Source organism: Undibacterium sp. Di24W, assembly GCF_049340325.1.
GTDB lineage: Bacteria > Pseudomonadota > Gammaproteobacteria > Burkholderiales > Burkholderiaceae_D > Undibacterium.
The window spans coordinates 46,086-70,948 of record NZ_JBMPOP010000012.1 but is presented as its reverse complement, the minus strand read 5'-3'; the positions used below and the strand labels follow the sequence as shown (position 1 = coordinate 70,948).

Below are 24,863 nucleotides of genomic sequence, written 5' to 3'. Positions count from 1 at the left end.
CGCACAATCCATTCAAATTTATAACAACGAACGACCACACTCGAGTCTCAAAAACAAAACGCCCAATGAGGTTCATCGGGCGTGTTTGCAACACTTTTAGTTGCCAACTTATTTTAGGACTAGACACAGATAATCAGAACTTATTTCTTCAAAACCAAACCACCTGGCAAACTATTCAAGTAAGCGGCAATATTTTCAATATCCGCATTGTTCAAGGCTTTTGCCTGAGCTTCCATGATCGCATTGCTGCGACCAGCAAGACCAACAGCACCACGTTGATAGGACTTCAGCGCCTGAACCAGATAATCCTTATGTTGACCCGCTAATTTTGGATAACTAGGATCAATTGGATCATTGTAATTCGGGCCATGGCAAGACGCACAGTTAAATTTTGTTGCAGCGACCTTACCTGCATCGATATTACCGGCGGCAAATGCACCAGCAGAGAATGTCAGCGCAGAAGCAACTGAAACGACTAAAGCGATTTTTTTCATCATTATCCTCAGCTTATTTTTGTTGTGCGTTTTGTTGTGAGTAGTAAGCAGCCAAATCAGCAATATCCTGATCGCTCAGGCTACCTGCAATGCCGCGCATCGATGGATGCTTGCGATCGCCTTTACGGTAGGCTTTCAATGCATTCTCAATGTACTTAGCAGACTGCCCACCTATCATAGGTACTTGATACACTTCAGGGAAAGTCGCTTTATAACCTGGAATGGCGTGGCAACCAATACACATCGCCACTTTGTTTTCTGCGGCTTTCGCGTTACCAACGACTTCAGCCGACACAGCAACCTGTGCGACGCTCGCTAAGGCAAGTAGAGCAAATAATTTTTTCATATTAGCTGAGAGAAAATAATCAGGAAAATCAAAACAGCGATTTGATCGAAGTCAGCATTTTAGCCGATAACCATTAATTTTGCGCAAATTTCATGTGCTTTTCAGACACAAATTGCGGTTCTTAAGGGTTTTCCCTAAGTCATATGCAAACACAATTCTACAATTTTCGTGATTCGAGGCTTGACACCAGAATAGTCAAGCACAACTTCCCGACGAGTTTTTTTGTTTATACTCGTGGTTAAATCTTTCCAAATGCCACAACACCAATTGACCTCAATGAAAAATACTCTTCGCTTTAACGGTGCGGACAATTATGTCGCCACCGATGACTTAAAACTCGCGGTCAATGCTGCCCTGACTCTACAACGCCCTTTATTAATTAAAGGCGAGCCTGGCACAGGTAAAACTATGCTAGCCGAAGAAGTTGCGACAGCATTGAACATGCCGCTACTACAGTGGCACATCAAATCGACTACCAAGGCACAACAAGGCCTGTATGAATACGACGCTGTTTCACGCCTGCGTGACTCGCAGTTGGGCGATGAACGCGTCAAAGACATTCACAACTACATCGTCAAGGGGGTTTTGTGGCAAGCATTCAATGCAGATGAGCCCGTCGTTTTACTTATTGATGAAATCGACAAAGCCGACATCGAATTTCCGAATGATTTGTTACGCGAGTTGGATCGCATGGAATTTTATGTCTATGAAACGCGAGAAATGGTGCGCACAAAGCATCGACCATTGGTCATCATCACGTCAAATAATGAAAAAGAATTACCTGACGCATTTTTACGTCGCTGCTTCTTCCACTACATTAAATTTCCCAACAAAGAAACTATGCAAGCGATTGTCAATGTACACTTCCCTAACTTAAAAGTCGACTTATTAGCCAATGCATTGGAAGCATTTTATCAATTACGTGAAGTCAATGGCCTCAAGAAGAAGCCATCTACCTCTGAACTCATTGATTGGCTAAAGTTACTTTTGGCAGAAAATATTCCTGCGGAAGCTCTGAGCTCGAAAGAGAACAAAAGTACGATCCCGCCAATGCACGGAGCACTTTTAAAGAACGAACAAGATGTGCATTTATTTGAACGACTAATAATGATGTCTCGTAATCATCGTTAGGATCAAAATTTCAATTGTTAAAAACGCCGTCATTTTCGACGGCTTTTTTTGCATTAATTATCAATCATACTGATTAGTTCTTTGACTGATCAACCATCTGGTTTTTTGCAATCCAAGTGCACTTGAAGGCGTAAAAAAAGTCACCCCTGCGGGTGACTTTTAGTCTTCGAGCGGCGCACGCATACTTGCGTGTGCTGAATGATGCCTCGATAAAATCAATAGTCAGTTCTTTGACTGATCAACCATCTTGTTCTTAGCAATCCAAGGCATCATCGCACGCAATTTTGCGCCCACCTGTTCAATTTGATGCTCAGAATTCAAACGACGACGAGAAATCAAAGTTGGCGCGCCAGCTTTATTTTCCAAGATAAAGCTCTTCGCGTATTCGCCAGTCTGAATATCTTTCAAACATTGGCGCATCGCTTGTTTTGTTTCATCTGTGACGATGCGTGGACCTGTCACGTATTCACCGTATTCCGCATTGTTCGAAATCGAGTAATTCATGTTAGCGATACCGCCTTCATAGATCAAATCGACGATCAATTTCAGCTCGTGCAAACATTCGAAATAGGCCATTTCTGGCGCATAACCGCCTTCAACCAAAGTTTCAAAACCAGCTTTGATCAATTCCACCGCACCACCACACAAAACAGCTTGTTCGCCGAACAAATCCGTTTCAGTTTCTTCACGGAAGTTGGTTTCGATGATGCCAGCACGACCGCCGCCATTTGCCATTGCGTAAGACAATGCGATATCACGAGCCGAGCCAGATTTATCTTGATACACAGCGATCAAATGCGGCACACCGCCACCTTGGGTGTACGTAGCACGTACAGTGTGACCAGGTGCCTTTGGTGCGATCATGATGACGTCCATATCGGCACGTGGAACGACTTGACCGTAATGCACGTTGAAACCGTGTGCGAATGCCAAAACGGCACCTTGTTTTGCATGCGGTGCGACATTTTCGTTGTAAACCTGAGCGATATTTTCATCTGGCAACAGGATCATGATGACGTCGGCTTCTTTCACCGCATCATTCACTTCAGCGACTTGCAAACCAGCATTCTTTGCCTTATCCCAAGAAGCGCCACCTTTACGCAATGCGACCGTGATCTGACAGCCAGATTCACTCATATTCAACGCATGTGCATGGCCTTGTGAACCGTAACCGATGATGGCTACTTTTTTGCCTTTGATCAAAGAGAGATCGCAATCTTTATCGTAAAAAACTTTCATTTTGATGTCCTATAAATTTAAATAATTCGAAATTGAAAATGCTTGCTTGAGTCAAAATTCAAGCGATAACCTAGACCGCAGAGACACCGAGAGCACGGAGGGAGAATCTTGCAATTCTCTGTATCCTCTGCGCCTTCGCGGTTTTACTTCTTCTGCTAAATCTGATTACACTTTGAGTATGCGTTCACCACGGCCAATACCAGAGCCACCGGTACGAACTGTTTCTAGAATCGCGGTACGTTCTATGGAGTCGATGAAGGCATCGAGTTTCCCTTTATTACCGGTCAATTCTATGGTGTAGCTTTTTTCAGTCACGTCGATGATGCGACCACGGAAAATATCCGCGGTACGTTTCATTTCTTCACGCTCCTTGCCGACAGCACGTACCTTGATGAGCATGAGCTCACGTTCGATATGGGCGCCCTCGGTTAAGTCGACAACCTTGACCACTTCAATTAGGCGATTCAGATGTTTCGTGATTTGCTCAATCACATCATCAGAACCAGTAGTGACGATGGTCATACGTGAAAGCGTAGCGTCTTCGGTTGGAGCTACCGTCAGAGTTTCGATGTTATAACCACGTGCTGAGAATAAACCGACTACACGTGATAAAGCGCCCGCTTCGTTTTCGAGCAATACGGAAATAATATGTCGCATTACAAATCCTCCGAACCAAGCAACATTTCAGTCAGACCTTTACCGGCTTTCACCATAGGCCACACTTTTTCGTCTTGATCTGTAATGAAATTCATGAAAACCAATTTATCTTTCATGGCGAATGCTTCTTGCAAAGCACCGTCCACATCGGCAGGATTTTCGATTTTCATACCAACATGACCATAGGCTTCAACCAACTTAGTGAAGTCAGGCAAAGAGTCCATATAGGATTCAGAATAGCGACCAGCATAATCAATTTGCTGCCATTGACGTACCATGCCAAGTGCACGGTTGTTCAGCAAAATAATTTTAGGTGTCAGATGGTATTGCTTGCATGTGGCGAGTTCTTGGATACACATCTGAATTGACGCCTCACCAGTAATACAGGCAACTGTGGCATCAGGATTAGCCATCTGTACGCCCATCGCGTACGGTAAGCCCACACCCATGGTGCCGAGACCACCGGAATTAATCCAACGACGTGGTTGATTAAATTTGTAGTACTGTGCCGCCCACATTTGGTGTTGACCAACGTCAGACGTTACAAATGCATCGCCCTTAGTAATTTCACATACTTTTTGAATTATCGATTGTGGTTTGATAATCTCGGAAGAATCTGTATAACCGAGACAATCTTGCTCGCGCCACTTATTAATTTGCTTCCACCAGTCGGTTAAAGGTTTAGCATTTGGTTTAGCATCTGATGTTGCTAATTGCGAGAGCATCTCAACCAATACATCTTTCACGTTACCGACGATGGGAATATCCACTTTGACGCGCTTAGAAATCGATGAAGGATCGATATCCACGTGAATAATCTTGCGCGGGTGGGATGCAAAATGCTTAGGATTACCAATCACGCGATCATCAAAACGCGCGCCAATCGCAATCAACACGTCACAGTGCTGCATTGCCATATTGGCTTCATAAGTCCCATGCATACCTGGCATGCCAACAAATTTATCATCAGCCGCACGGTAGCCGCCAAGCCCCATTAAGGTATTAGTAACTGGAAAACCCAATTGATCAACTAATTTATTCAATTCCGGTGCAGCGTTTGCCAGAATCACACCACCACCGGTGTAAATCATTGGGCGCTCAGCCTGCAAAAGCAATTGAACTGCTTTACGAATTTGACCTGAATGTCCTTTATCGACTGGGCGATAAGAGCGCATTTCAATTTCTTTTGGATAGTGATAAGTGGTTTTGTGATTACTGATATCTTTAGGAATATCAATCAAGACAGGACCTGGACGACCTGTAGTCGCGATGAAGAAAGCCTTCTTCACAGTGTCCGCCAAATCACGCACATCTTTTACCAAGAAATTGTGCTTCACACAAGGACGAGTAATACCCACGGTGTCACACTCCTGGAACGCATCCTCACCAATTGCATGGCTAGGTACTTGTCCTGAAATGACGATCATGGGAATAGAATCCATGTAGGCTGTTGCGAGCCCGGTCACGGCATTCGTTACACCCGGGCCAGAAGTCACTAGCGCGACACCGATTTTATTCGATGAACGAGAATAGGCATCCGCAGCATGAATCGCGGCTTGCTCGTGACGAACTAGGATATGTTGGAATTTACTTTGATTGAAAATCGCATCGTAAATATAAAGGACGGCACCACCCGGATATCCGAATACATGCTCAACGCCTTCCTCTGCGAGACACTTAACGAGAATTTCTGCGCCTGTGTACTCCGTGTGGCGGTCATTATTGCGGTCGAGACTCTTCTCGGCTCCGCGATCCGATTGACGATCGGACGGTCGTTCTGAACTCATTTTATTTCCTTTCAAGGTCCATTGGAGATTGATCGGATGCTCTTTCCTGACGAAATTCAAACTTCAAAAGCGGTCAACTGACGTTCCTTTTTGTGCGGTCACTTCCCCCTTCTACTATCCGTTGGATAATATTCCAGGCAAAGCTTAATGGCGACTCGTGCGGTCAGGGTAAGGCTAAGAAATAACGAATTTCTCACGCTTGTGGCATGGGTTAGAACAAACTGCTACTAACAATTTACTGATAGTGACTTGCTGACAGAGGCATTGTGAGCCAGATCAAACAAGTGTTGGTACTCCGAGATTTTGGAGCGAGCCTCTACACTACTGCGATGCAACAATTTGGTCAAGACTATTTAGAGCTTAAAGTTAAGAAATTTAAAAGAAATCCCTAAATTCAAGTATTTACCGCCTATTTATCAAACAAATAAGTGAAGAATTTCATGAAATAGGAGGACATTGACTGGCTTTTTTGTTAGCATGTGCGCACTTTTAGTACGCTGACACAAAAAGCATCGCACCGAAAATGTGCAAAAAAATGTAAACCATTTTTACGATTTGATCGTTAAGACTCTTACGCTTGCATTTCGCTTTTTCTAACATTTTAGAAATTTTACGTTTTTCAAGGCACCATCCTCCGAATGGCAACCAATAAAGAATTATCCAACTTCCTCGAAGGCGTAGAGCGTCGCGCATACAAACATGCCGTGTACATGGTCCGCAACGATGAATCCGCGTTAGACATAGTTCAAGATGCGATGATCAAGCTATCAGAAAAGTATGGTGACAAACCTGCTAACGAATTGCCAATGTTGTTTCAACGTATTCTACAAAATACCATTTTGGATTTTTTCCGAAGAGAAAAAGTCAGAAACAATCGAGTAAGTTTATTTTCCAACATCACAACTAATAATCAAGATGACGATAATTTTGATATATTAGAGGTGCATTCATCCGAAGAAGGCAGTGAAGCAGCTGAATCCACTGAGCAGAAATTGGAAAGAGAGCAAGTTTTAAATATCATTGATGAGCAAATAAAAAAACTACCTACGCGTCAACGAGAAGCTTTCCTCATGCGTTATTGGGAAGACATGGACGTCGCAGAGACTGCGATTGCCATGGGTTGTTCAGAGGGGAGCGTGAAGACACATTGCTCAAGAGCAACTCACGCACTGGCAGCTTCACTTAAAGCAATAGGGATACATTTATGACTTACGCAAAAGACAAAGAGGAAATCGACTTCGCCTACAAAGTGCGCCGTGCGATGACTGAATCAAGCGAAAAACTTCCAGAGACTACTTTGGAACGTTTAGCAACTGCGCGTCAACTTGCCTTATCGCGTCAAAAGCAGATTGAACCTAGCCGCGCATTGGCTTTTGGTGGCGTGCTTGCGGGTAGTAATGGTGTTTCGCTTTCTCAAAAAAATTGGGTAAGAAAAATGTGGCTCACGTTGCCACTCTTGGCCTTGATAATTGGCCTTTATGGTATTTATAAATACGAGCAAGAACAACAGATAAATGACTTGGCTGAAATAGATGCGGCTGTTTTAGTGGATGAATTGCCACCAGATGCGTATTTAGATAATGGGTTTAATGCATATTTGAACAAAGAAGCGCCACCTGCAAAGACAGAGGAATAAGAGTGAGCATCAAAAATTCTTTAGCTTTCTCATATCATTACATCATTGCGTCCTTCATCATTGTTGGTGCTAGTAGTGCTTCATTTGCAACGCAAAACCCATCGGTGGCTGCACAAGCACCAACTTCGGCAAATAATTCAGCAATAGCATCCGCAGCAAGTGTTCCAGTCACTGCAACGGTTATGCCGGTTACTGGCCAAATTAAGTCATCGACAACACAATCAAGTTCTAAAGTTACGTCACAATCTACGCCGATTACGAGCGGCAAGTCAAACTGGTCTGACTTAACAGCCGAACAAAAAACAGCTCTCGCACCACTCGGCACAGAGTGGAACAAAATGGATGAACTACGCAAGAAAAAATGGCTGGGTATTGCCGACAAATACGTCAACATGAAACCTGAAGAGCAGCAGCGGGTGCAAGAGCGCATGCAAGCTTGGGTTAACATGACACCGGAGCAGCGTATGGCAGTCAGAGAAAATTTTGCCAATACCGCGAAGAAAACGCCTGAGCAAAAATCTGCACAATGGCAGCAATATCAGCAATTAAGCGAAGAAGAAAAAACAAAACTTGCGAATGAAGCAAAAACAAAGAAAACAATTACCACCATTCAGCCTGAATCAAAACGGACCAGCCCAATATTAGCACCGCTTAAGAAAGGCCCGCCTCCGATAAATCCAGCAAACAGTGCGGCATCTCAAGCGATCATCAAATAGTTTTTTCTGGTTCAAACAAGCCAGTTTTATCGCTAGTTGACTAAAGCTTACCAATCATTAAGAAACTAGAAAATTGCACGTGAATCAAATCAACTTAGCACCGCACTACCCCACACCAACACTGAAACGCCGCCTCGTATGCATGATGATTTACGAAGCGGCTTTGGTTTTTGGCGTAATATTCTTTGCCGGTTTCATTTTTGATGTTAGTACTCAAAGCAAAAGCGCTCTAACGATGCGTTTAGCACGTGAAATATTTCTTTTCTTTATAATCGGTAGTTATTTTGTGTTTTTTTGGCATCGCAGCGGACAAACTCTTGCGATGCAAACTTGGCGCATTAAGTTAGTGAATGATAACGATCAGCGCGTCCCTTTAATTAAGGCAATAGTGCGTTATTGTCTCGCATGGATGTGGTTTTTACCTGGCTTCATCATTTCATATCAGCTGGGGTTGAAGAATAGTCAGATCATAATACCAGTCACCATTGGCTTCTGCGTTTGGGCAGCTACGGCTTTGTTTGTCAAAGATGGGCAATTTTTACACGATAAGCTAGCTAAAACACGATTAGTCGAAGTACCTAAACCCAATGAGCAAAAATAAACTAAGCCCAAGCAATTCATATTTGAGCGCTACTGAATTAGGTTTTAAGTAAAATCAAACCTCACACTATTCTGCAAACTTGAAGTGCATCCATTTCGTATTTGATTTCGCCCAAGCACTTTTTTACGCGCTTAAATTTGGGTTCTTGCTTAATTCAATGATATTCTATTGCCAAATTATCGCTGTTGCGATACGACAAGATCAATAGGCATTCGAGATGCAAACCAAGACACCAAGACGAACCCGCGACCGCATTTTAGATTTATCACTAAAGCTATTTAATGACTTTGGTGAACCGAATATCACCACTACGATCATTGCTGACGAAATGAGTATTTCGCCTGGCAATCTGTACTACCACTTTAGAAACAAAGAGGACATCGTTAACTCTTTATTTCTCCAGTTCGAAGAGGAAATCAACAAGAAACTGGCATTTCCTGAAGGACGCAAGGCAAATATCCAAGACATCTGGACATACCTTCACTTAACCTTCGAACTGATTTGGCGTTATCGTTTTTTTTACCGTGACTTGAATGATTTACTTTCGCGCAACCGCAAGCTGGAGCTCACGTTCAAGCAGATTCTCAACCACAAAATTAAAGTTGCAACAGAACTTTGCATAGGATTACGTAATGACGGAGAGTTTGATGCAGACGACATTACCATTGACGCATTAGCTACTAATATGGTGGTGGTTGCCTCTTATTGGCTGTCATATGAATATGTTCGTAATCCGCGTAAGTACACCGAGTTACAAACGATGTCCGAGTCTTTGGCGCGAGGTTGCTACCAAGTCATAGTTCAAATCAGTCCGTATTTGCGTGGGCACGCGAAAGAGGTTTTCGAGAAACTGTCGCACGATTACTTACTCAAAATTAAACGCCAAGGATGATCTCTTAACATGAAATCTATTTGCGTCTATTGTGGCTCAGCCAGTGGCAATTCCCCAGCATTTCATAGAGCGGCTGTCGCGCTCGCCGCTCAATTGGTATCCCACGAATTGGAGTTGGTGTATGGTGGTGGTGATGTCGGGCTTATGAAAATTATCGCGGATGAGATGTTGCGGCTTGGTGGTCACGTCACTGGTGTTATCCCACAAGCACTGATGGAGCGTGAAGTTGGCCACAGTCGATTAAGTAAAATGCATGTCGTCGCGAATATGCATGAACGTAAAGCACTCATGGCGCAACTATCCGATGGCTTTATCGCATTGCCTGGAGGCATAGGAACATTGGAAGAATTATTCGAAATGTTTACCTGGCTACAATTGGGTTTTCATCATAAACCTTTAGGCTTATTAAACGTCAACGGCTTTTACGACCATCTCCTACAATTCTTAGAGCACGCCGTATTTTCAGGATTTTTAAAAGCAGAACATAATGCCTTATTAATCAAAGAAATTGACCCATCCTTATTACTGAGCCGTATGCAACACTTTGAGGACGCAATTCAGGCCAAAGGAATTGATTTTGCGTAAAACGTACGACGAATTCCGATACAACAAGCAACATTTTCCAGGTATATCGACCTTATTCGCAAGAAAACCTTCAATAACAAGGTAAAATGCGAACCCCGACGGCGAACTGAACTCACTGAGTTATTTTGCTAACAAACGTCACTTATTTTTACTTTCGATTGAAAAAACAATGAAATTTTCCAAACAATTTTCGCTCTATCAATCTGAAGCCACGCAGTTTATCAACGGCTTAAAAGAATCCAATCCTCAGCTAGAGCAGAGCCAACGCGATGGCCGCGCTTTGTTATGGGATAAAGCGCCGATTGATTTAGACAGCCAACGCCGCACGATAGAATCTAAAGTCATGCAGCAGCCGTATGTTTATCAAAACAAAAACTAAGCAAATCGTAGAGATACTGGTTCAGCGCCAACGCTGATTGTTTGGACTAAACCAGCAGCAACGAGAACGCAGACGCATGTCTACTCCCAATTTACCGGCAACAGAGCTACCTATCATTGGTAACGCCGATAGCACGCCCAATGTGGTGGACGGACTGGCATTCGCTAAATTATATGGCGAACCCTTATTCAAGCTACCAAATGATCTGTACATACCGCCTGACGCACTGGAAATTTTCCTAGAGGCTTTCGAAGGTCCTCTAGATCTTTTGCTTTATCTTATACGCAAGCAGAATTTCAATATTCTTGATATCCCTATGGCGCAGGTGACCTTGCAGTACCTGCAGTACGTCGATCAAATCCGCAAACATAATCTAGAGCTTGCGGCTGAGTATTTGCTCATGGCTGCCATGCTGATTGAAATCAAATCACGTATGCTGGTGCCGAGCAATAAATCACAAGAAGGCGAAGAAGCCGATGATCCGCGTGCCGCATTGGTACGTCGTTTGCTCGAATACGAGCAGATGAAACTAGCGGCTTACGACTTAAATGCTGTGCCGCAATTAGGGCGCGATTTTTTACATGCGCAGGTATTCATAGAACAGAACACCGTTTTGCATTGGCCGGAAGTGCATGTTGCTGATTTGCAGCAAGCTTGGGCAGATGTCTTAGGCCGCGCAAAATTGGTCGCTCATCACAAGATTAGCCGTGAAGAATTGTCAGTACGAGAGCACATGAGTAGCATTTTGCGTCGACTCCAATCAAGCAAGTTTGTCGAATTTGCCGACCTGTTTGACCCGAGTCGTGGCGCACCGGTTTTGGTAGTGAATTTTGTCGCCCTACTTGAGTTGGCCAAAGAGACTCTGATTGAAATTACTCAAGCAGAAGCCTATGCCCCCATTTATGTCAGATTAGCTTACGCGCCCGTTTGACTCATTACAAAAAAAATAAACAACAAGCACTCACCCCGCTCCCATTATTTCCTTACCACCTCCCCCATGAAAATTATTTCCTCTATTGAAGAACTACGCGATCAACTACGTGGCCAATTACGCACGGCTTTCGTTCCTACAATGGGAAATCTGCACGAAGGTCACTTGTCCTTGATGCGTCTGGCACGTCGTCATGGCGACCCAGTCGTTGCCTCTATTTTTGTTAATCGCTTACAGTTTGGCCCCAACGAAGACTTCGATAAATATCCAAGAACCTTCCAGGCTGACGTGGAAAAATTGGAGAAAGAAGGCGTGTATGTGCTGTTCGCCCCAAGCGAAAAAGATCTCTATCCTGAACCACAAGAATATCGGGTACAACCGCCCAACGATTTGGGTGACATCTTGGAGGGTGAATTCCGTCCAGGCTTTTTTACTGGCGTCAGCACCGTGGTTTTGAAACTGTTTTCGTGCGTGCAGCCTCGCGTTGCGGTGTTTGGAAAAAAAGACTACCAGCAGTTGATGATCATTCGAAATATGGCGAAACAATTTGCCTTACCGACAGAGATTATCGCTGCCGAAACTTGGCGTGCCGAAGATGGTTTAGCCCTGTCTTCCCGCAACGGCTATCTGAGTACAGAAGAACGCACTGAAGCACCAACCCTCTACAAAATTTTGAATCAGGTTGCTGATGAAGTACGCAAGGGTCGTCACGACCTGCCGGCAATTGAACAACAGGCTATGCATCAACTCGCACAACGTGAGTGGAAGCCCGATTACGTCGCAATTCGCAAACGCAGTAATCTACAAGCGCCTAGCATGGATGACATTGCCAACAAAGAAGCTCTGGTAGTTCTGAGTGCTGCGAAGCTTGGCAATACGCGTCTGATTGACAATTTAGAAGTTTAAATTTTTGCATTAGCTCTATGTCTTTCCTCACTCAAAGTTGTTTGCGTCAAATTCAACTCGTTTTAACAGTACTGATGCTAGCGATCGGCACAACGCAAACAGCCGCAGCCGCAGCCGATGTCAGCGTACTGGACGACGCGCAGCGCATAGTGCGCTTAGATAAACCTGCGAAACGTATCATCAGCTTAGCGCCGCATGTGACTGAATTGATTTTTGCGGCAGGCGCAGGTCATTTGTTGGTCGGCGTCAGCGAGTACAGCGACTATCCAGAGGAAGCCAAGAAAATAGTTTCCGTTGGCAATATTTTTGCGCTCGATTTAGAACGCGTACTCGCACTCAAACCTGATCTGATAGTAATTTGGGGTTCAGGTAATGCTAAACAACTAGCAAAAAAGCTCCGAGACAACAAGGTTATTGTCTTCGAAAGCGAACCACATAACTTTGAAGACATCGCCAGCTCACTGGAACGCATTTCCACATTAGCGGGAACAGAAACGGTAGGAAAACGTGCCGCAAAAGAGTTCCGTCAAAGACTGCAAAATCTCAGCGACACTTATCGTCTCAAAGACAAAGAAAAACCAGTCAGTGTTTTTCATCAAATGGTAAAAAATCCTTTGATGACGGTAAATCAAGAGCACTTCATCTCAAAAATGATCACGCTGTGCGGCGGGCATAATGTCTTTGCGAACCTCAAGGACATCAGCGCGACAATTACTACTGAAGCCTTATTGGTTGCCAACCCAGACATGATTTTTAGTAGCGGTAAGGATGACAGTAAGTTGCGCCAAGAGTGGATCCAATTTCCAAATTTAATTGCGGTAAAAAAACAAAATCTCTATAGCATCAATGGCGACTGGCTTCACCGCGCGGGTCCCCGTGTTTTAGATGCGACCGAGCGTTTATGTAAAGATATTCGTGATGCCCGTCAAAAAATTTAATCTGCGTCGCTAAACTACTTTTATGCGGTTATCTTTTTAAAATGAAGACAAATGCGTCAAACATCTCAAAAATTATCGCGCCCATTCACGCGGATCCACTTGATAGAAGCGCCTTAATTGTTCATATAATGCAGGATGGTAATACGCCAATGCCTGACTTTTTTTGAAAAAAGCTTCTGTCGTTACGGCGAAAAATTCGGCTGGATTAGTAGCACCGTAAGGATCGATGGTGGTCGCTTCTTGATGCTCGATTGCACGTAACAAATTGGTGTACTCAGCCTCCATAACTTGCGACCAAGCTTTATAAGCAGCCGCACTCCTGAGCGCGGGAGCACCGTTGGTACTGCCTGTTTCGCTATCCAGCTGGTGGGCAAATTCATGCAAGACCACATCTTGGCCTAGGGCCTCTGCCTCGGGATTTCGTGCGACCTGATCCCAAGCCAGAATCACTCTGCCATCACTCCAAGACTCACCACTTAATCCCTGATTGGTATGCGTCACAATGCCACCCGTCGATGTTTTCTGTCGCGGCGCGACAAAGGGATGGGGATAAACCAAAACATGTGTGAGTTTAGGGAAAATTTCGGTCTCACGATTAAGTAACAGTAAACACGCTTTGCCCGCGATCGTTACTTTGACTTCATCGCTCATCACCAGATCATCACATGCAACAAAGGTCTTCTCAAAAAGAAATTGCTTGATTCTCCGCTTTAACTGCAGCTGCAAATCGGTCGGCATCTGGCTATAGCCAGGCAGATTTTTTCTCAATATCTTGGAATACTTAGAGGGAAATGCTTGTGCCAGCACATAGTGTAGCCTGAGTTTCGGCACAACGATAAAACCCAATACCAACATAACGACCAATGCGGCGAGAAAGCCCATCGTATTCCTTTATTTAACAAAAAAAGCAATGCTTGGCTATTTTTTTGAATGCATTACGCATTTTTCTGCGTGCCAATTTCGAGTCTACAAAAATAAGATGGGCATCGGTTGTCTGAACTCAATAGCAAAATTCTTAATTCGAGGCCAATATTCGCTACATTCAGCGGACGCAAAGATTAGCTGCGATAATATTGTTTTGAAGCCAAAACCTGACTTATTTAGCTTTTTTCTATGACATTTCTTGATTGATCATCTATGCGCAAAGGGATACTGTACGCTGCGGCGTGCTACTCGGCTTGGGGTTTGTTCCCACTCTATTTCAAAGCCTTGCATACAATTCCTTCTATAGAAATTTTGCTGCATCGCATGCTATGGGCTTTAATATTTCTATTGTTAGTACTAGCTTGGCGCAAACAATGGAGCTGGCTACCAGGCGTCGTGCGCCAACCTAAATTATTAGCAGGTTTCGTTGCCAGCGCTCTACTGCTCTCAGCCAATTGGTTTTTGTATATCTGGTCTATTAATAACGACAGAATCATTGATGCCAGCCTAGGTTATTTTATGACGCCACTGGTAAATGTATTTCTCGGTTTTATTTTACTTAAGGAACGTCTGCGAAAAATACAATGGCTCGCCGTCACTTGCGCCGCGCTCGGCGTCATTTGGCTCAGCTTACACACTGGTCATCCACCTTGGATTGCACTAATACTGGCAACAACTTTTGGTATGTATGGCTTACTCAGGAAAACAGCCGCTTTGGGCGCGTTAGAAGGCTTATCGTTAGAGACGATGCTACTGTTTCCCTTTGCGTTAGCTTATTTAATCTATCTAGGTTTACATGGCCAAAGCGCATTTGCCACCGCGCCTACTCAAACTCAGTTACTTTTACTCATGGCGGGCCCCATCACAGCCATACCTTTGTTAATGTTCGCTGCTGCGGCAAGGCGGATTCCTATGGCGACCTTGGGTCTAATGCAATACATCTCCCCTAGCCTGCAGTTAATTATTGGCGTTTGGCTCTATCATGAACAATTTAGCCATGAACGTATGCTGGGCTTTATAGGCATTTGGACTGGTCTTGCGCTTTATTCTATTGACGGCTTACGTGTTAATTTTTTACAGAAACCAACTGAGAACACTTCAACTTAGCTTCAGTTAACAGTAACTGATCTGACTAAATGGCCGTATAAAAATGATTCATCAATTACTTTTTATGTTGCATTTATGACTCGCAAATAAGCACATCTTGCGACTTTATATGACAGTGGGATGAAATATCATGGATTTGCGTGCCTTCTGTACAAAATAGCTCAATATTTTTGACATCTATCTCGGCATTTCTGCGAAAATTCGCATCTTTATTTTTTCGGCGCGCAAGCGGTTTAACACACTGGCCCAGGCGTCTCCCGTAACAGACTTTTTGGAGACCTAAATGAAATTCCGCTTCCCCATCGTCATCATCGACGAAGATTTCCGTTCTGAAAACACTTCTGGTCTTGGTATCCGTGCACTCGCCGATGCCATGGAAAAAGAAGGTATGGAAGTCCTTGGTGTGACCAGCTATGGTGATTTATCTCAATTCGCCCAACAGCAGTCGCGCGCCTCAGCTTTTATCCTTTCCATTGACGATGAAGAATTCGGTGAAGGTACCGAGGAAGAAAGCGATTTCGCGCTGAAACCTTTACGTGCCTTCGTTGAAGAAATTCGTTACAAGAACGCTGATATCCCAATCTACCTATATGGTGAAACGCGTACCTCACGCCATATTCCGAATGATATCTTGCGTGAGTTGCATGGCTTCATTCATATGTTTGAAGACACGCCTGAGTTTGTAGCGCGTCATATTATTCGCGAGGCTAAATCCTATTTAGATGGCTTGGCGCCACCGTTTTTCCGTGCGCTTGTGCATTATGCCAACGATGGTTCTTACTCTTGGCATTGCCCGGGTCACTCAGGTGGCGTGGCATTTTTAAAATCACCCATTGGTCAAATGTTCCATCAATTTTTTGGTGAAAACATGCTGCGTGCCGACGTCTGTAACGCAGTGGAGGAACTTGGACAATTACTCGATCATACCGGTCCTGTAGCTGCCTCTGAGCGCAATGCAGCGCGTATTTTTAATGCGGATCATTGCTATTTCGTGACGAACGGTACGTCGACTTCGAACAAGATGGTATGGCATTCCACTGTCGCACCTGGCGATATCGTCGTGGTGGATCGTAACTGCCACAAATCAATTCTGCATTCCATCATCATGTGTGGCGCCATTCCAGTGTTTTTGATGCCAACTCGAAATCACCTCGGCATTATTGGTCCTATTCCACTGGAAGAGTTTTCCATGGAAAGCATACGCAAAAAAATCGAAGCCAATCCATTTGCCCGCAAAGCAAAGAACAAAAAACCACGCATTCTGACTATCACTCAGTCAACATATGATGGCGTGTTGTACAACGTAGAAACGCTAAAAGACCTGCTCGACGGCGAAATCGATACCCTGCACTTCGATGAGGCCTGGCTGCCACATGCGACTTTCCACAGCTTCTACCAAGACATGCATGCGATTGGTAAAGAACGTCCACGCGCTAAAAAATCGATGATATTCTCGACTCAGTCTACACACAAATTATTGGCAGGTATTTCTCAAGCTTCGCAAATTTTAGTACGTGAATCTGAAACAGTAAAATTGGATAAAGACAGTTTCAACGAAGCTTATCTGATGCATACCTCCACTTCGCCACAGTATTCTATTATTGCCTCCTGCGATATCGCCGCAGCCATGATGGAAGCACCCGGAGGTACGGCCTTAGTTGAAGAGTCCATTTTAGAAGCACTGGATTTCCGTCGCGCTATGCGCAAAGTCGATCAAGAATGGGGTCAGGATTGGTGGTTCCAGGTTTGGGGACCAGAAAATTTGTCAGAAAATGGTGTTGGTACACAAGAAGACTGGATGATTCACGCTGAAGATGACTGGCATGGTTTTGGCAATCTCGCACCAGGCTTCAATATGCTCGATCCGATTAAAGCGACGATCGTTACCCCTGGTTTATCACTCGAAGGCAAATTTGGCGACACTGGAATTCCTGCGTCAATCGTCACCAAGTATCTAGCTGAGCACGGCGTTATCATTGAAAAATGTGGTCTGTATTCGTTCTTTATCATGTTTACAATAGGGATCACCAAAGGTCGTTGGAATACCTTATTGACCGCTTTGCAGCAATTTAAAGATGACTACGATAAGAACCAGCCTATGTGGCGTATCTTGCCGGAGTTTGCTACTGCAAACCCACGTTATGAAGGTGCTGGTTTACGTGATTTATGCCAAAGCATTCACGAAGTTTACAAAGCGCATGACGTGGCTCGTTTGACAACAGAAATGTATTTGTCTGACATGCAACCAGCAATGAAACCTTCCGATGCTTTTGCCAAAATGGCACATCGTGAAATTGAACGTGTGTCGATTGATGATTTGGAAGGCCGTGTCACGGCGATTTTGTTAACCCCGTATCCACCGGGCATTCCTTTGTTGATCCCGGGCGAACGATTTAACAAAACGATCGTCGATTATTTGAAGTTTGTACGTGCATTTAATGAACAATTTCCTGGTTTCGAGACTGATTGCCATGGTCTGGTCAAAGCTGAAGTGGAAGGCAAACGCGGTTACTTCGTTGATTGCGTGCCATTAGGTTCCGAGAATGTGGAATAAGGGTAAATCTATGTTGGTGAATTACAGCAACTGCCGACAAGGAACAAGCCATTTATCATAAAAAAAGCCGCGATGAAGCATTTCGCGGCTTTTTTTCATCTATTCTCGCTTTAGACTCAGTCGCATTCGAGATACAATCAAACATATCAAACATATCAAACTCTCATAGTAAAAAATTAATATGAGTCAACTCGGTTCGCTAAGCCCTATTAACAAAGAACAAGTAACACTTGGAAAAGCACTACCTTGGGCTGTTTTTGATGCTTGGGGTAATACTTTGCATGAGGCTGGAACGGTGATCGACCGCCAGGAAGACTTAGACCTGATTATTGAAGACGGTTATTTTGAGGATACTTCTGACGACAACACGGCGAACGATCAAACGCCCTTACCAAAAGCCAGTCAGGCAAACAGCTTTTCTCAACCAGCGCCAAAGTTAGATTCTAAAATAGACCCTGTCTTGGTGAGTAACGCAATCGACAGTAGTAATCCAAATAACACCAGTGACCTCGACAAAGAATCCGTCATTTTGGACTTGGACAGTGTACGTTGGCATGTTGGAGAAACTTTTTTTCTGCAGGTCCACGATAACGCCACCATACGCTATACGGTGCGCCTGATTGGTTTCGTAAAAAACCAATCGATCTTAGTCACTGCCCCTCGTATTGATGGTCGTGGTGCGATTATTCGCGATGGTCAGACTTTCATCGTGCGCGCATTTCCCGGAAAGAAAGCCTACGCTTTTACGGCCTCAGCCTTAAAATCGGTCTATACACCACATCCGTATTTACATCTCTCATACCCTAAAATCGTACGCTGTACTGCAATCCGTCAAAGCTCCCGTGCTAGCGTCAAAATTATTGCATCTCTCAGCGTTGGAGAACCAGAGCAAATAGGCGCTGCGACTTTGACCGATATTAGTATGGGTGGAACATCTGGTCTGCTCAAACGTAGTATAGGAAAAAAAGGAGATAGTGGCGTCATTAAGTTCAAAGTCAATACAGCGGGCGAAGATGCTTACTTGATCATTCCACTTATTATCAGATCCATAGTACAAACAGAAAATTCTGAAGAATTCCGCTATGGATTTGAATTCGTCAATATACCGACGCAATCAAAAATTATTTTATCTTCATTTGTGCATCAAACTTTGGCGGAAATAGAATAAGCTATCTTTAACTGCGCAAAGTTGCATAACCAAGCTACCTTTTTGTGAGGAAAAGCCATGTCTGCACCTCAATACTGTTTTACGCCAACATTAGGCCTTAAATCTTATATGAAACATTCTCGGCTCTATATCTATTTGTGGTGTCTATTGTCAATTGGTAGCCTGACCGCTTGTGGTCGATCAACTGATGAAACAACTACCGTACCAGGTATAAGTGTAAGTTATCAATCACCACCCGTGGTAACGACCAACAATGCAAGTTTTAATGGGCCGCGTTCAAATTATCTGGTCACGACCAATACCGATGGCAGTACGACCGTACAAGATAATGTTGGCAGCGATGGCACGGTAGTTTTAAATAGCAATGTTAAAACCCTGCTATTTTCTGACATCTCTATCAACTTAGATGTCGTGGCGAAAGCGAAAGAAATCAGCACTAAAGATCTTAACTCACTGGTTGAACTTTACATTGCCTATTTTAATCGCGTACCTGATGCAAATGGGCTGAGTTACTGGATCGCACAAATCAAAAATGGTGTGAGTTTAGATAAAATAGGTGAGTCATTTTATGCCGCCGCGATTCTCTATTCTGCCCAAACCGGCTATAGCGCCAACATGACAAATGTTGACTTTGTAAGCATCATCTACAAGAATGTTTTAGGTCGACCAAGTCCTGATAAAGAAGGATTGGATTATTGGACTGCCAGTCTCGCTAGTGGAAAAGAGACCCGTGGAACCTTAGTACTTTCCATTTTGAACGCAGCACACACCTATAGTGGTGATCCTACTTATGGTTGGGTAGCACAACTACTGGATAACAAAAATACTGTTGGAAAAAGTTTTTCAATCACCCAAGGCATTAGCTACATCAACCCTGCTGACTCCATCAGCAAAGGGATGGCGATAGCTGCGACTGTCACCTCAACTGACATTAGCGTTGCGCAAGGACTCATCGGTTCATTGATCGGGACGAGCGGCGGCAACTCAGGATTACCTAGCGCACCGCAAGCCTCACGCTTTTTGCAGCAAGCGACATTCGGTGCAAGCACCACCTCGATCAATTCATTGACTGCGGTCGGTTATGAAAATTGGATAAACACCCAGTTTTCTATTTCACAAACACTCCATCGCAACTACATGGATCAAGTTGCTGCTGGTCTGAGCACTGGCCAAAGCGGTCTCAATCAAAATCATTTCTTTGAATCCTTTTGGCAGCAGGCAATCAATTCGGATGACCAGCTGCGCCAGCGCGTCACATTTGCGCTCTCTCAAATTTTGGTAATTTCATTCCAAGATAGTGGCGTTGCAAACTATCCAAGAGGAGTCGCAGCTTATTACGACACTCTAGGACAACATGCTTTTGGCAATTTCCGCACACTCTTGGAGGCAGTCAGCCTGCATCCCATGATGGGCACTTACTTAACTTCAATCCGTAATCAAAAAGAATCTGGCACTCGTGTACCAGACGAAAACTATGCACGCGAGGTTATGCAATTGTTTACGATAGGCTTGTATAAACTCAACCCTGACGGAAGTTATGCATTAGAAAATGGGAAACCAGTCGAAACTTACGGTAATGATGACATCGCAGGGCTGGCAAAAGTATTTACTGGCTGGAGCTGGGCAGGTCCTGACAAATCTAGTACACGTTTTTTTGGTGGCAATGCCGACGCAAATCGCGACTGGATGCCAATGCAAAGCTATCCAGCTTATCACTCCACTAGTGTCAAACAGTTTTTAGGTGTCAGTATCGCCGCGCAGAGCACTGCAAACCCAGAAGCCAGCTTAAAAACTGCTTTGGATACTCTGTTCAATCATCAAAATGTTGGTCCGTTTATTGGCAAGCAATTGATCCAGCGATTAGTTACCAGCAACCCGAGTCCGCAATACGTATCTCGCGTCAGCGCCGCTTTCGCGAATAACGGGCAAGGTGTACGGGGTGATATGAAGGCAGTCATCAAGGCAGTTTTACTAGATACTGAAGCACGTAATAATCCAATTTTGACTAATGTTGGTGTTGGTAAATTACGTGAACCCGTTTTACGTCTTTCTAACTGGTTACGAGCAAGTAATGCAAAATCAGCTTCGGGGTTTTTCCGTATCACAAGTTTGGACGATCCGTTAACAGGCTTGGCACAAACACCAATGCGATCACCAACGGTCTTCAATTTCTTTCGTCCCGGATATGTACCTCCCAATTCAGAAATAGCCAATGCACAGCTCGTTTCACCTGAGATGCAAATTACCGCGGAGACTTCCGTGGTTGGCTATTTAAACTTACTACGAGATGCAATTCCCAACGGAATCGGAACATCGCGTGATACCAAAGGTGACTATTCTTCGTTGACGTCATTAGCGACTACGCCAGAGTCATTGGTCGACCAAGTCAATTTGCTGCTGATGGCAAACCAGATGAGCAGTAACTTACGTTCGCAGATTTTGGCTGGCGTTAATTCAATCGCTATTCCAAGCAGCACGCAAAGCGCCATTGATACCGCGAAACTAAATCGCGTCTATATGAGCATCTATTTAACAATGGCGTCACCAGAATATCTGGTACAGAAATAAGGAGCATCTCATGTCCAAACTTAATGCTTCTCGTCGAGAATTTTTACGACTTTCTTCACTACTTAGCTCCGCTGGCGCACTAGGGGTGGCATCACCATTTGCACTTAATCTTGCCACAATGAGCTCTGCAGCAGCACAAACTAGCGTGGGCGACTATAAGGCGATTGTTTGCTTATTCTTGTACGGAGCGAACGACCATGCCAACACGGTATTAGCAACGGACTCCACTTCTTGGACACAGTATCAAACTGTGAGAACGACGAATGAGGCAGGTTCAATTGCTTTGCCAGCGATTGGGGCTAACGGTGGCGTTATACCTATTGTTAGCAACACCACTCAGGCGGGACGCAGTTTTGCCTTGCATCCTAGTATGACTGAACTTAAAACATTATTCGATGCTGGTCGCGCCGCCATTATTTCCAACGTCGGCCCGCTGGTTATGCCGACTACCCTAGAGCAATACAAAGCGGGCAGTGTTAAATTACCGCCGAAATTATTTTCACACAACGATCAGCAGTCGCTCTGGCAGGCGTATGCGCCTGAAGGTGCTAGCTATGGCTGGGGTGGACGCATGGGTGACCTGCTCGCGGCAAACAATAGCAACCCAGTATTCACCGCAATATCTGCATCAGGGAATGCCGTTTTCCTGTCTGGGCGGAATGTCATCCAATATCAGGTTGGATCGTCTGGAGCAGTACCAATCGCTGGCCTGAGTGGCAGTCTATTTGGCTCTGCGACAGCAGGATCGACTTTACGCAACATCATCAGCGGCGACACATCAAACTATTTCCAAAAAGAGCATGCCGCGGTGACGAGTCGTGCCATTAATGCGCAGAGCTTACTCAGTCCTGCTATGGCGGCAGCTGGTGGCAACGGAGTTCCGAACCCGAGCCAATACACTAATCCAAATACAGGTGCGCTAGCAAATAATGCCCTCGCGATTCAATTACAAACGGTTGCTAGGATCATTGCAGGCAGGAGCACATTAGGCGCAAAGCGTCAGGTTTTTTTTGTTAGCATGGGCGGCTTTGATACGCATGATGCACAACGCACAGCACAGGCAGATTTACTCGCACGAGTATCGCATGCGATTGCCTATTTTGATACCACCATGGGCAATCTAGTCGGCAGTAACATGCGTAATCAAGTAACGCTTTTCACTGCATCCGACTTTGGCCGCACCTTCACAAGCAACGGCGATGGCACCGACCATGGTTGGGGCTCACATCACTTCATCGTCGGCGGTGCGGTTAAAGGCAAAGACATTTATGGCACTTTCCCTGTGACTGGCCTCAAGCATAGCCAAGACGTAGGATCTGGAAGCTTGTTACCCCAATTTTCAGTCGATCAATATGGGGCAACTCTGGCAAATTGGTTCGGCCTTAGTAACACGCAGATTAATGATGTTTTCCCCAACATTGTTAACTTCAGCAATCGCAATTTAGGTTTTATGGGTTAAATATGTAAAAAAGCGATGCATTTTTTATGTGCATCGCTCTTCTAGTGTCGAATCTTATGATTATCTACATCAAGCTTTCGGCAAAGTGACACCTACTTGTCCTTGGTATTTACCACCGCGATCCTTGTAAGAAGTTTCACAAATTTCATCGCTCTCAAAGAACAATACTTGGGCGCAGCCCTCACCCGCGTAGATCTTGGCTGGCAAAGGTGTCGTATTGGAAAACTCCAAAGTAACGTAGCCTTCCCACTCAGGCTCAAATGGCGTGACATTCACGATAATGCCACAGCGCGCGTAAGTGGATTTACCAAGGCAAATCGTCAATACGCTACGTGGGATACGGAAATATTCTATGGTACGTGCCAAGGCAAAAGAATTCGGCGGAATAATACAAACATCACCTTTGAAATCAACAAAGGATTTCTCATCAAAATTCTTAGGGTCAACGATGGTGCTGTTGATGTTGGTAAAAATTTTGAATTCATCAGCGCAACGTATATCGTAACCGTACGATGATGTGCCATAGCTGACGATCTTCTGTCCATTTTCCTGACGTACTTGACCGGGCGCAAACGGCTCTATCATCCCATGTTGCTCAGCCATTCGACGTATCCACTTATCCGATTTAATGCTCATTCTTGCTCCTGCCTAGTTTGATTCCGGGTTTGATTCTAATTTAGCCGAAATTCTACGCGAAAACCTCTTGAAAATCTGATAAAAGCGATTTCGAAACCCGGTTTTCTATCGCTTTTTTTCGATATCTTGCAGGAAAATCCTAATATCGATGTTACAAATCAAAAATAGGCTCAATTCACTGATTTAGGCTGAACTAGCTGAGGTGCCAGCTTGCATCTGATTCGTCATTTGCTGTTTGCCGATATCGATGCGATTCTCCGGCGCCAATACCACCTTATTTTTAATCGCGGTCATTTCTGCCAAAATAGAAATCGCTATTTCAGCTGGTGTTTTACTGCCTATAAATATACCAATTGGGCCGTGCAATTTTTGCACCTGGGTTTCACTAAGATCGAATTCTAACAAGCGCTCTCTACGTTTGGCATTATTGGCACGCGAACCAATTGCGCCGACATAAAATGCGGGGGACTTCAATGCTTCTATCAATGCCATGTCATCTAGCTTGGGATCGTGGGTTAATGCCACAACTGCGCTACGCCCATCAAGTTGCATTGCCAATACGGTGTCATCAGGCATCTCATGCACCAAACGTACACCATCAACTTGCCAGCCTTGCTGGTATTCTTCACGAGGATCGCACACCGTAACCTGGTAGTCCATACCCAACGCTATTGTTGCTAAGAACCTAGATAACTGTCCCGCACCGATGATCAATAAACGCCAGCGCGGTCCATGAATATTGATTAACTCCTGATCATTAAGCGTCAATACATCATCTGCTTGTGCGGTATTTAAAATTACTGCCCCTGTTTCAATATCCACATGGCGCGCCACCAATTCATGACGTCCCAGTCTTACTAACAATTCACTGATCTTACTATCAAGTGTCAAAGGTTCAATCAGCAACTGTATCGTTCCACCGCATGGCAAACCAAAACGATGTGCCTCATCTGCGGTAATCCCATAGCTAATAAGCTCAGGACATCTACGTTGAAATCCTCGTTCTTGTACACTAGCAATCAAGTCATCTTCTATACAGCCGCCGGAGACTGAACCAACAACTTGTCCGCCCTCACCTAGCACCAGCATCGAGCCTTCAGGACGTGGACTAGAACCCCAGGTTTTTACCACTGTCACCAACTCGCAGGCTTGTCCAGCATAGAGCCAGCGCTCGCACATCTTAAGTACTTCCAAATCTTGGCTATCCAT

Annotated in this window: 25 protein-coding genes; 17 read left to right on the top strand and 8 right to left on the bottom strand. The window is 44.5% G+C overall.

The window, feature by feature from the left end:
* Positions 1-100: integrase core domain-containing protein (locus tag ACO0KZ_RS19965; protein ID WP_186942982.1), on the top strand; the 100-nt coding region annotated here is incomplete at its 5' end.
* Between the two features lie 40 nt (positions 101-140).
* On the opposite strand, the gene ACO0KZ_RS19960 is transcribed toward ACO0KZ_RS19965, so the two are convergent.
* Both ACO0KZ_RS19960 and ACO0KZ_RS19955 read right to left on the bottom strand, forming a co-directional pair.
* Positions 141-497 carry a c-type cytochrome gene (locus tag ACO0KZ_RS19960; RefSeq protein WP_422998490.1) on the bottom strand — a complete coding sequence of 119 codons (357 nt, stop codon included), beginning with the start codon at positions 495-497 and terminating at the stop codon, positions 141-143.
* Positions 498-507: 10 nt separating this feature from the next.
* Positions 508-840, bottom strand: a complete 333-nt coding sequence (locus tag ACO0KZ_RS19955; protein ID WP_422998488.1) for a c-type cytochrome — start codon at positions 838-840, stop codon at positions 508-510.
* 276 nt (positions 841-1,116) lie between these two features.
* On the opposite strand from ACO0KZ_RS19955, the gene ACO0KZ_RS19950 reads away from it, so the two are divergent.
* Positions 1,117-1,971: an AAA family ATPase gene (locus tag ACO0KZ_RS19950; protein ID WP_422998486.1), complete on the top strand. Its 855-nt coding sequence runs from the start codon at positions 1,117-1,119 to the stop codon at positions 1,969-1,971.
* 222 nt (positions 1,972-2,193) lie between these two features.
* Here the strand turns inward: ACO0KZ_RS19950 and ilvC are convergent, their stop codons facing one another.
* The 3 genes from ilvC to ACO0KZ_RS19935 all read right to left on the bottom strand — a co-directional run bounded on the left by ilvC (position 2,194) and on the right by ACO0KZ_RS19935 (position 5,654).
* Positions 2,194-3,210, bottom strand: coding sequence for a ketol-acid reductoisomerase (gene ilvC, locus ACO0KZ_RS19945; RefSeq protein ID WP_315484736.1), 1,017 nt, complete (start codon positions 3,208-3,210; stop codon positions 2,194-2,196).
* A 165-nt stretch (positions 3,211-3,375) separates the two neighbouring features.
* Positions 3,376-3,867 carry an acetolactate synthase small subunit gene (gene ilvN / locus ACO0KZ_RS19940; protein ID WP_186889435.1) on the bottom strand — a complete coding sequence of 164 codons (492 nt, stop codon included), beginning with the start codon at positions 3,865-3,867 and terminating at the stop codon, positions 3,376-3,378.
* Positions 3,867-5,654 carry an acetolactate synthase 3 catalytic subunit gene (locus ACO0KZ_RS19935; RefSeq protein ID WP_422998483.1) on the bottom strand — a complete coding sequence of 596 codons (1,788 nt, stop codon included), beginning with the start codon at positions 5,652-5,654 and terminating at the stop codon, positions 3,867-3,869. Before ACO0KZ_RS19935 ends, ilvN begins: the two co-directional genes overlap by 1 nt.
* A 638-nt stretch (positions 5,655-6,292) precedes the next feature.
* Between ACO0KZ_RS19935 and ACO0KZ_RS19930 the strand changes: the two genes are divergently transcribed.
* The 10 genes from ACO0KZ_RS19930 (at position 6,293) to ACO0KZ_RS19885 (ending at position 13,238) form a co-directional block, all read left to right on the top strand.
* Entirely contained in the window at positions 6,293-6,862 is a 570-nt protein-coding gene (locus ACO0KZ_RS19930; RefSeq protein WP_422998481.1) for an RNA polymerase sigma factor, read from the top strand.
* A complete protein-coding gene (locus tag ACO0KZ_RS19925; RefSeq protein ID WP_422998479.1) occupies positions 6,859-7,290 on the top strand; it encodes a DUF3619 family protein in 432 nt (143 codons plus the stop codon). Before ACO0KZ_RS19930 ends, ACO0KZ_RS19925 begins: the two co-directional genes overlap by 4 nt.
* A 2-nt stretch (positions 7,291-7,292) precedes the next feature.
* The gene (locus tag ACO0KZ_RS19920) at positions 7,293-8,006 is read left to right on the top strand and encodes a DUF3106 domain-containing protein (protein WP_422998477.1); all 714 of its coding nucleotides are present in this window, start codon (positions 7,293-7,295) and stop codon (positions 8,004-8,006) included.
* A gap of 79 nt (positions 8,007-8,085) precedes the next feature.
* Positions 8,086-8,607 carry an RDD family protein gene (locus ACO0KZ_RS19915; protein ID WP_422998475.1) on the top strand — a complete coding sequence of 174 codons (522 nt, stop codon included), beginning with the start codon at positions 8,086-8,088 and terminating at the stop codon, positions 8,605-8,607.
* Positions 8,608-8,824: 217 nt separating this feature from the next.
* Positions 8,825-9,499, top strand: a complete 675-nt coding sequence (locus ACO0KZ_RS19910) for a TetR/AcrR family transcriptional regulator (protein WP_422998473.1) — start codon at positions 8,825-8,827, stop codon at positions 9,497-9,499.
* Between the two features lie 9 nt (positions 9,500-9,508).
* Positions 9,509-10,084: a TIGR00730 family Rossman fold protein gene (locus ACO0KZ_RS19905; protein WP_422998471.1), complete on the top strand. Its 576-nt coding sequence runs from the start codon at positions 9,509-9,511 to the stop codon at positions 10,082-10,084.
* A gap of 169 nt (positions 10,085-10,253) precedes the next feature.
* The gene (locus ACO0KZ_RS19900; RefSeq protein ID WP_314863263.1) at positions 10,254-10,463 is read left to right on the top strand and encodes a DUF3460 family protein; all 210 of its coding nucleotides are present in this window, start codon (positions 10,254-10,256) and stop codon (positions 10,461-10,463) included.
* A gap of 76 nt (positions 10,464-10,539) precedes the next feature.
* Positions 10,540-11,394 carry a segregation and condensation protein A gene (locus ACO0KZ_RS19895; protein WP_422998469.1) on the top strand — a complete coding sequence of 285 codons (855 nt, stop codon included), beginning with the start codon at positions 10,540-10,542 and terminating at the stop codon, positions 11,392-11,394.
* A gap of 66 nt (positions 11,395-11,460) precedes the next feature.
* Positions 11,461-12,300, top strand: a complete 840-nt coding sequence (panC, locus tag ACO0KZ_RS19890; protein ID WP_422998467.1) for a pantoate--beta-alanine ligase — start codon at positions 11,461-11,463, stop codon at positions 12,298-12,300.
* Positions 12,301-12,317: 17 nt separating this feature from the next.
* Positions 12,318-13,238, top strand: coding sequence for a cobalamin-binding protein (locus tag ACO0KZ_RS19885; protein ID WP_422998465.1), 921 nt, complete (start codon positions 12,318-12,320; stop codon positions 13,236-13,238).
* Between the two features lie 72 nt (positions 13,239-13,310).
* Here the strand turns inward: ACO0KZ_RS19885 and ACO0KZ_RS19880 are convergent, their stop codons facing one another.
* Positions 13,311-14,120 (bottom strand): zinc-dependent peptidase, encoded by an 810-nt coding sequence (locus ACO0KZ_RS19880; protein WP_422998463.1) that lies wholly within the window; start codon positions 14,118-14,120, stop codon positions 13,311-13,313.
* A 255-nt stretch (positions 14,121-14,375) separates the two neighbouring features.
* Here ACO0KZ_RS19880 and rarD point away from each other — a divergent pair, with 255 nt between their 5' ends.
* The 5 genes from rarD to ACO0KZ_RS19855 all read left to right on the top strand — a co-directional run bounded on the left by rarD (position 14,376) and on the right by ACO0KZ_RS19855 (position 23,018).
* Positions 14,376-15,269 (top strand): EamA family transporter RarD, encoded by an 894-nt coding sequence (gene rarD, locus ACO0KZ_RS19875; protein ID WP_422998461.1) that lies wholly within the window; start codon positions 14,376-14,378, stop codon positions 15,267-15,269.
* Between the two features lie 283 nt (positions 15,270-15,552).
* Positions 15,553-17,823, top strand: coding sequence for an Orn/Lys/Arg decarboxylase N-terminal domain-containing protein (locus ACO0KZ_RS19870; protein ID WP_422998459.1), 2,271 nt, complete (start codon positions 15,553-15,555; stop codon positions 17,821-17,823).
* Between the two features lie 181 nt (positions 17,824-18,004).
* On the top strand, positions 18,005-18,991 hold the full coding sequence (locus ACO0KZ_RS19865) for a flagellar brake protein (protein WP_422998457.1): 987 nt from the start codon (positions 18,005-18,007) through the stop codon (positions 18,989-18,991).
* Positions 18,992-19,048: 57 nt separating this feature from the next.
* Positions 19,049-21,559, top strand: coding sequence for a DUF1800 family protein (locus ACO0KZ_RS19860; protein ID WP_422998455.1), 2,511 nt, complete (start codon positions 19,049-19,051; stop codon positions 21,557-21,559).
* 10 nt (positions 21,560-21,569) lie between these two features.
* Entirely contained in the window at positions 21,570-23,018 is a 1,449-nt protein-coding gene (locus ACO0KZ_RS19855; protein WP_422998453.1) for a DUF1501 domain-containing protein, read from the top strand.
* 69 nt (positions 23,019-23,087) lie between these two features.
* Here the strand turns inward: ACO0KZ_RS19855 and dcd are convergent, their stop codons facing one another.
* Together dcd and ACO0KZ_RS19845 are read right to left on the bottom strand one after the other, a co-directional pair.
* Positions 23,088-23,654, bottom strand: coding sequence for a dCTP deaminase (gene dcd / locus ACO0KZ_RS19850; protein WP_314863390.1), 567 nt, complete (start codon positions 23,652-23,654; stop codon positions 23,088-23,090).
* A 183-nt stretch (positions 23,655-23,837) separates the two neighbouring features.
* Positions 23,838-24,863 carry an XdhC family protein gene (locus tag ACO0KZ_RS19845; RefSeq protein ID WP_422998451.1) on the bottom strand — a complete coding sequence of 342 codons (1,026 nt, stop codon included), beginning with the start codon at positions 24,861-24,863 and terminating at the stop codon, positions 23,838-23,840.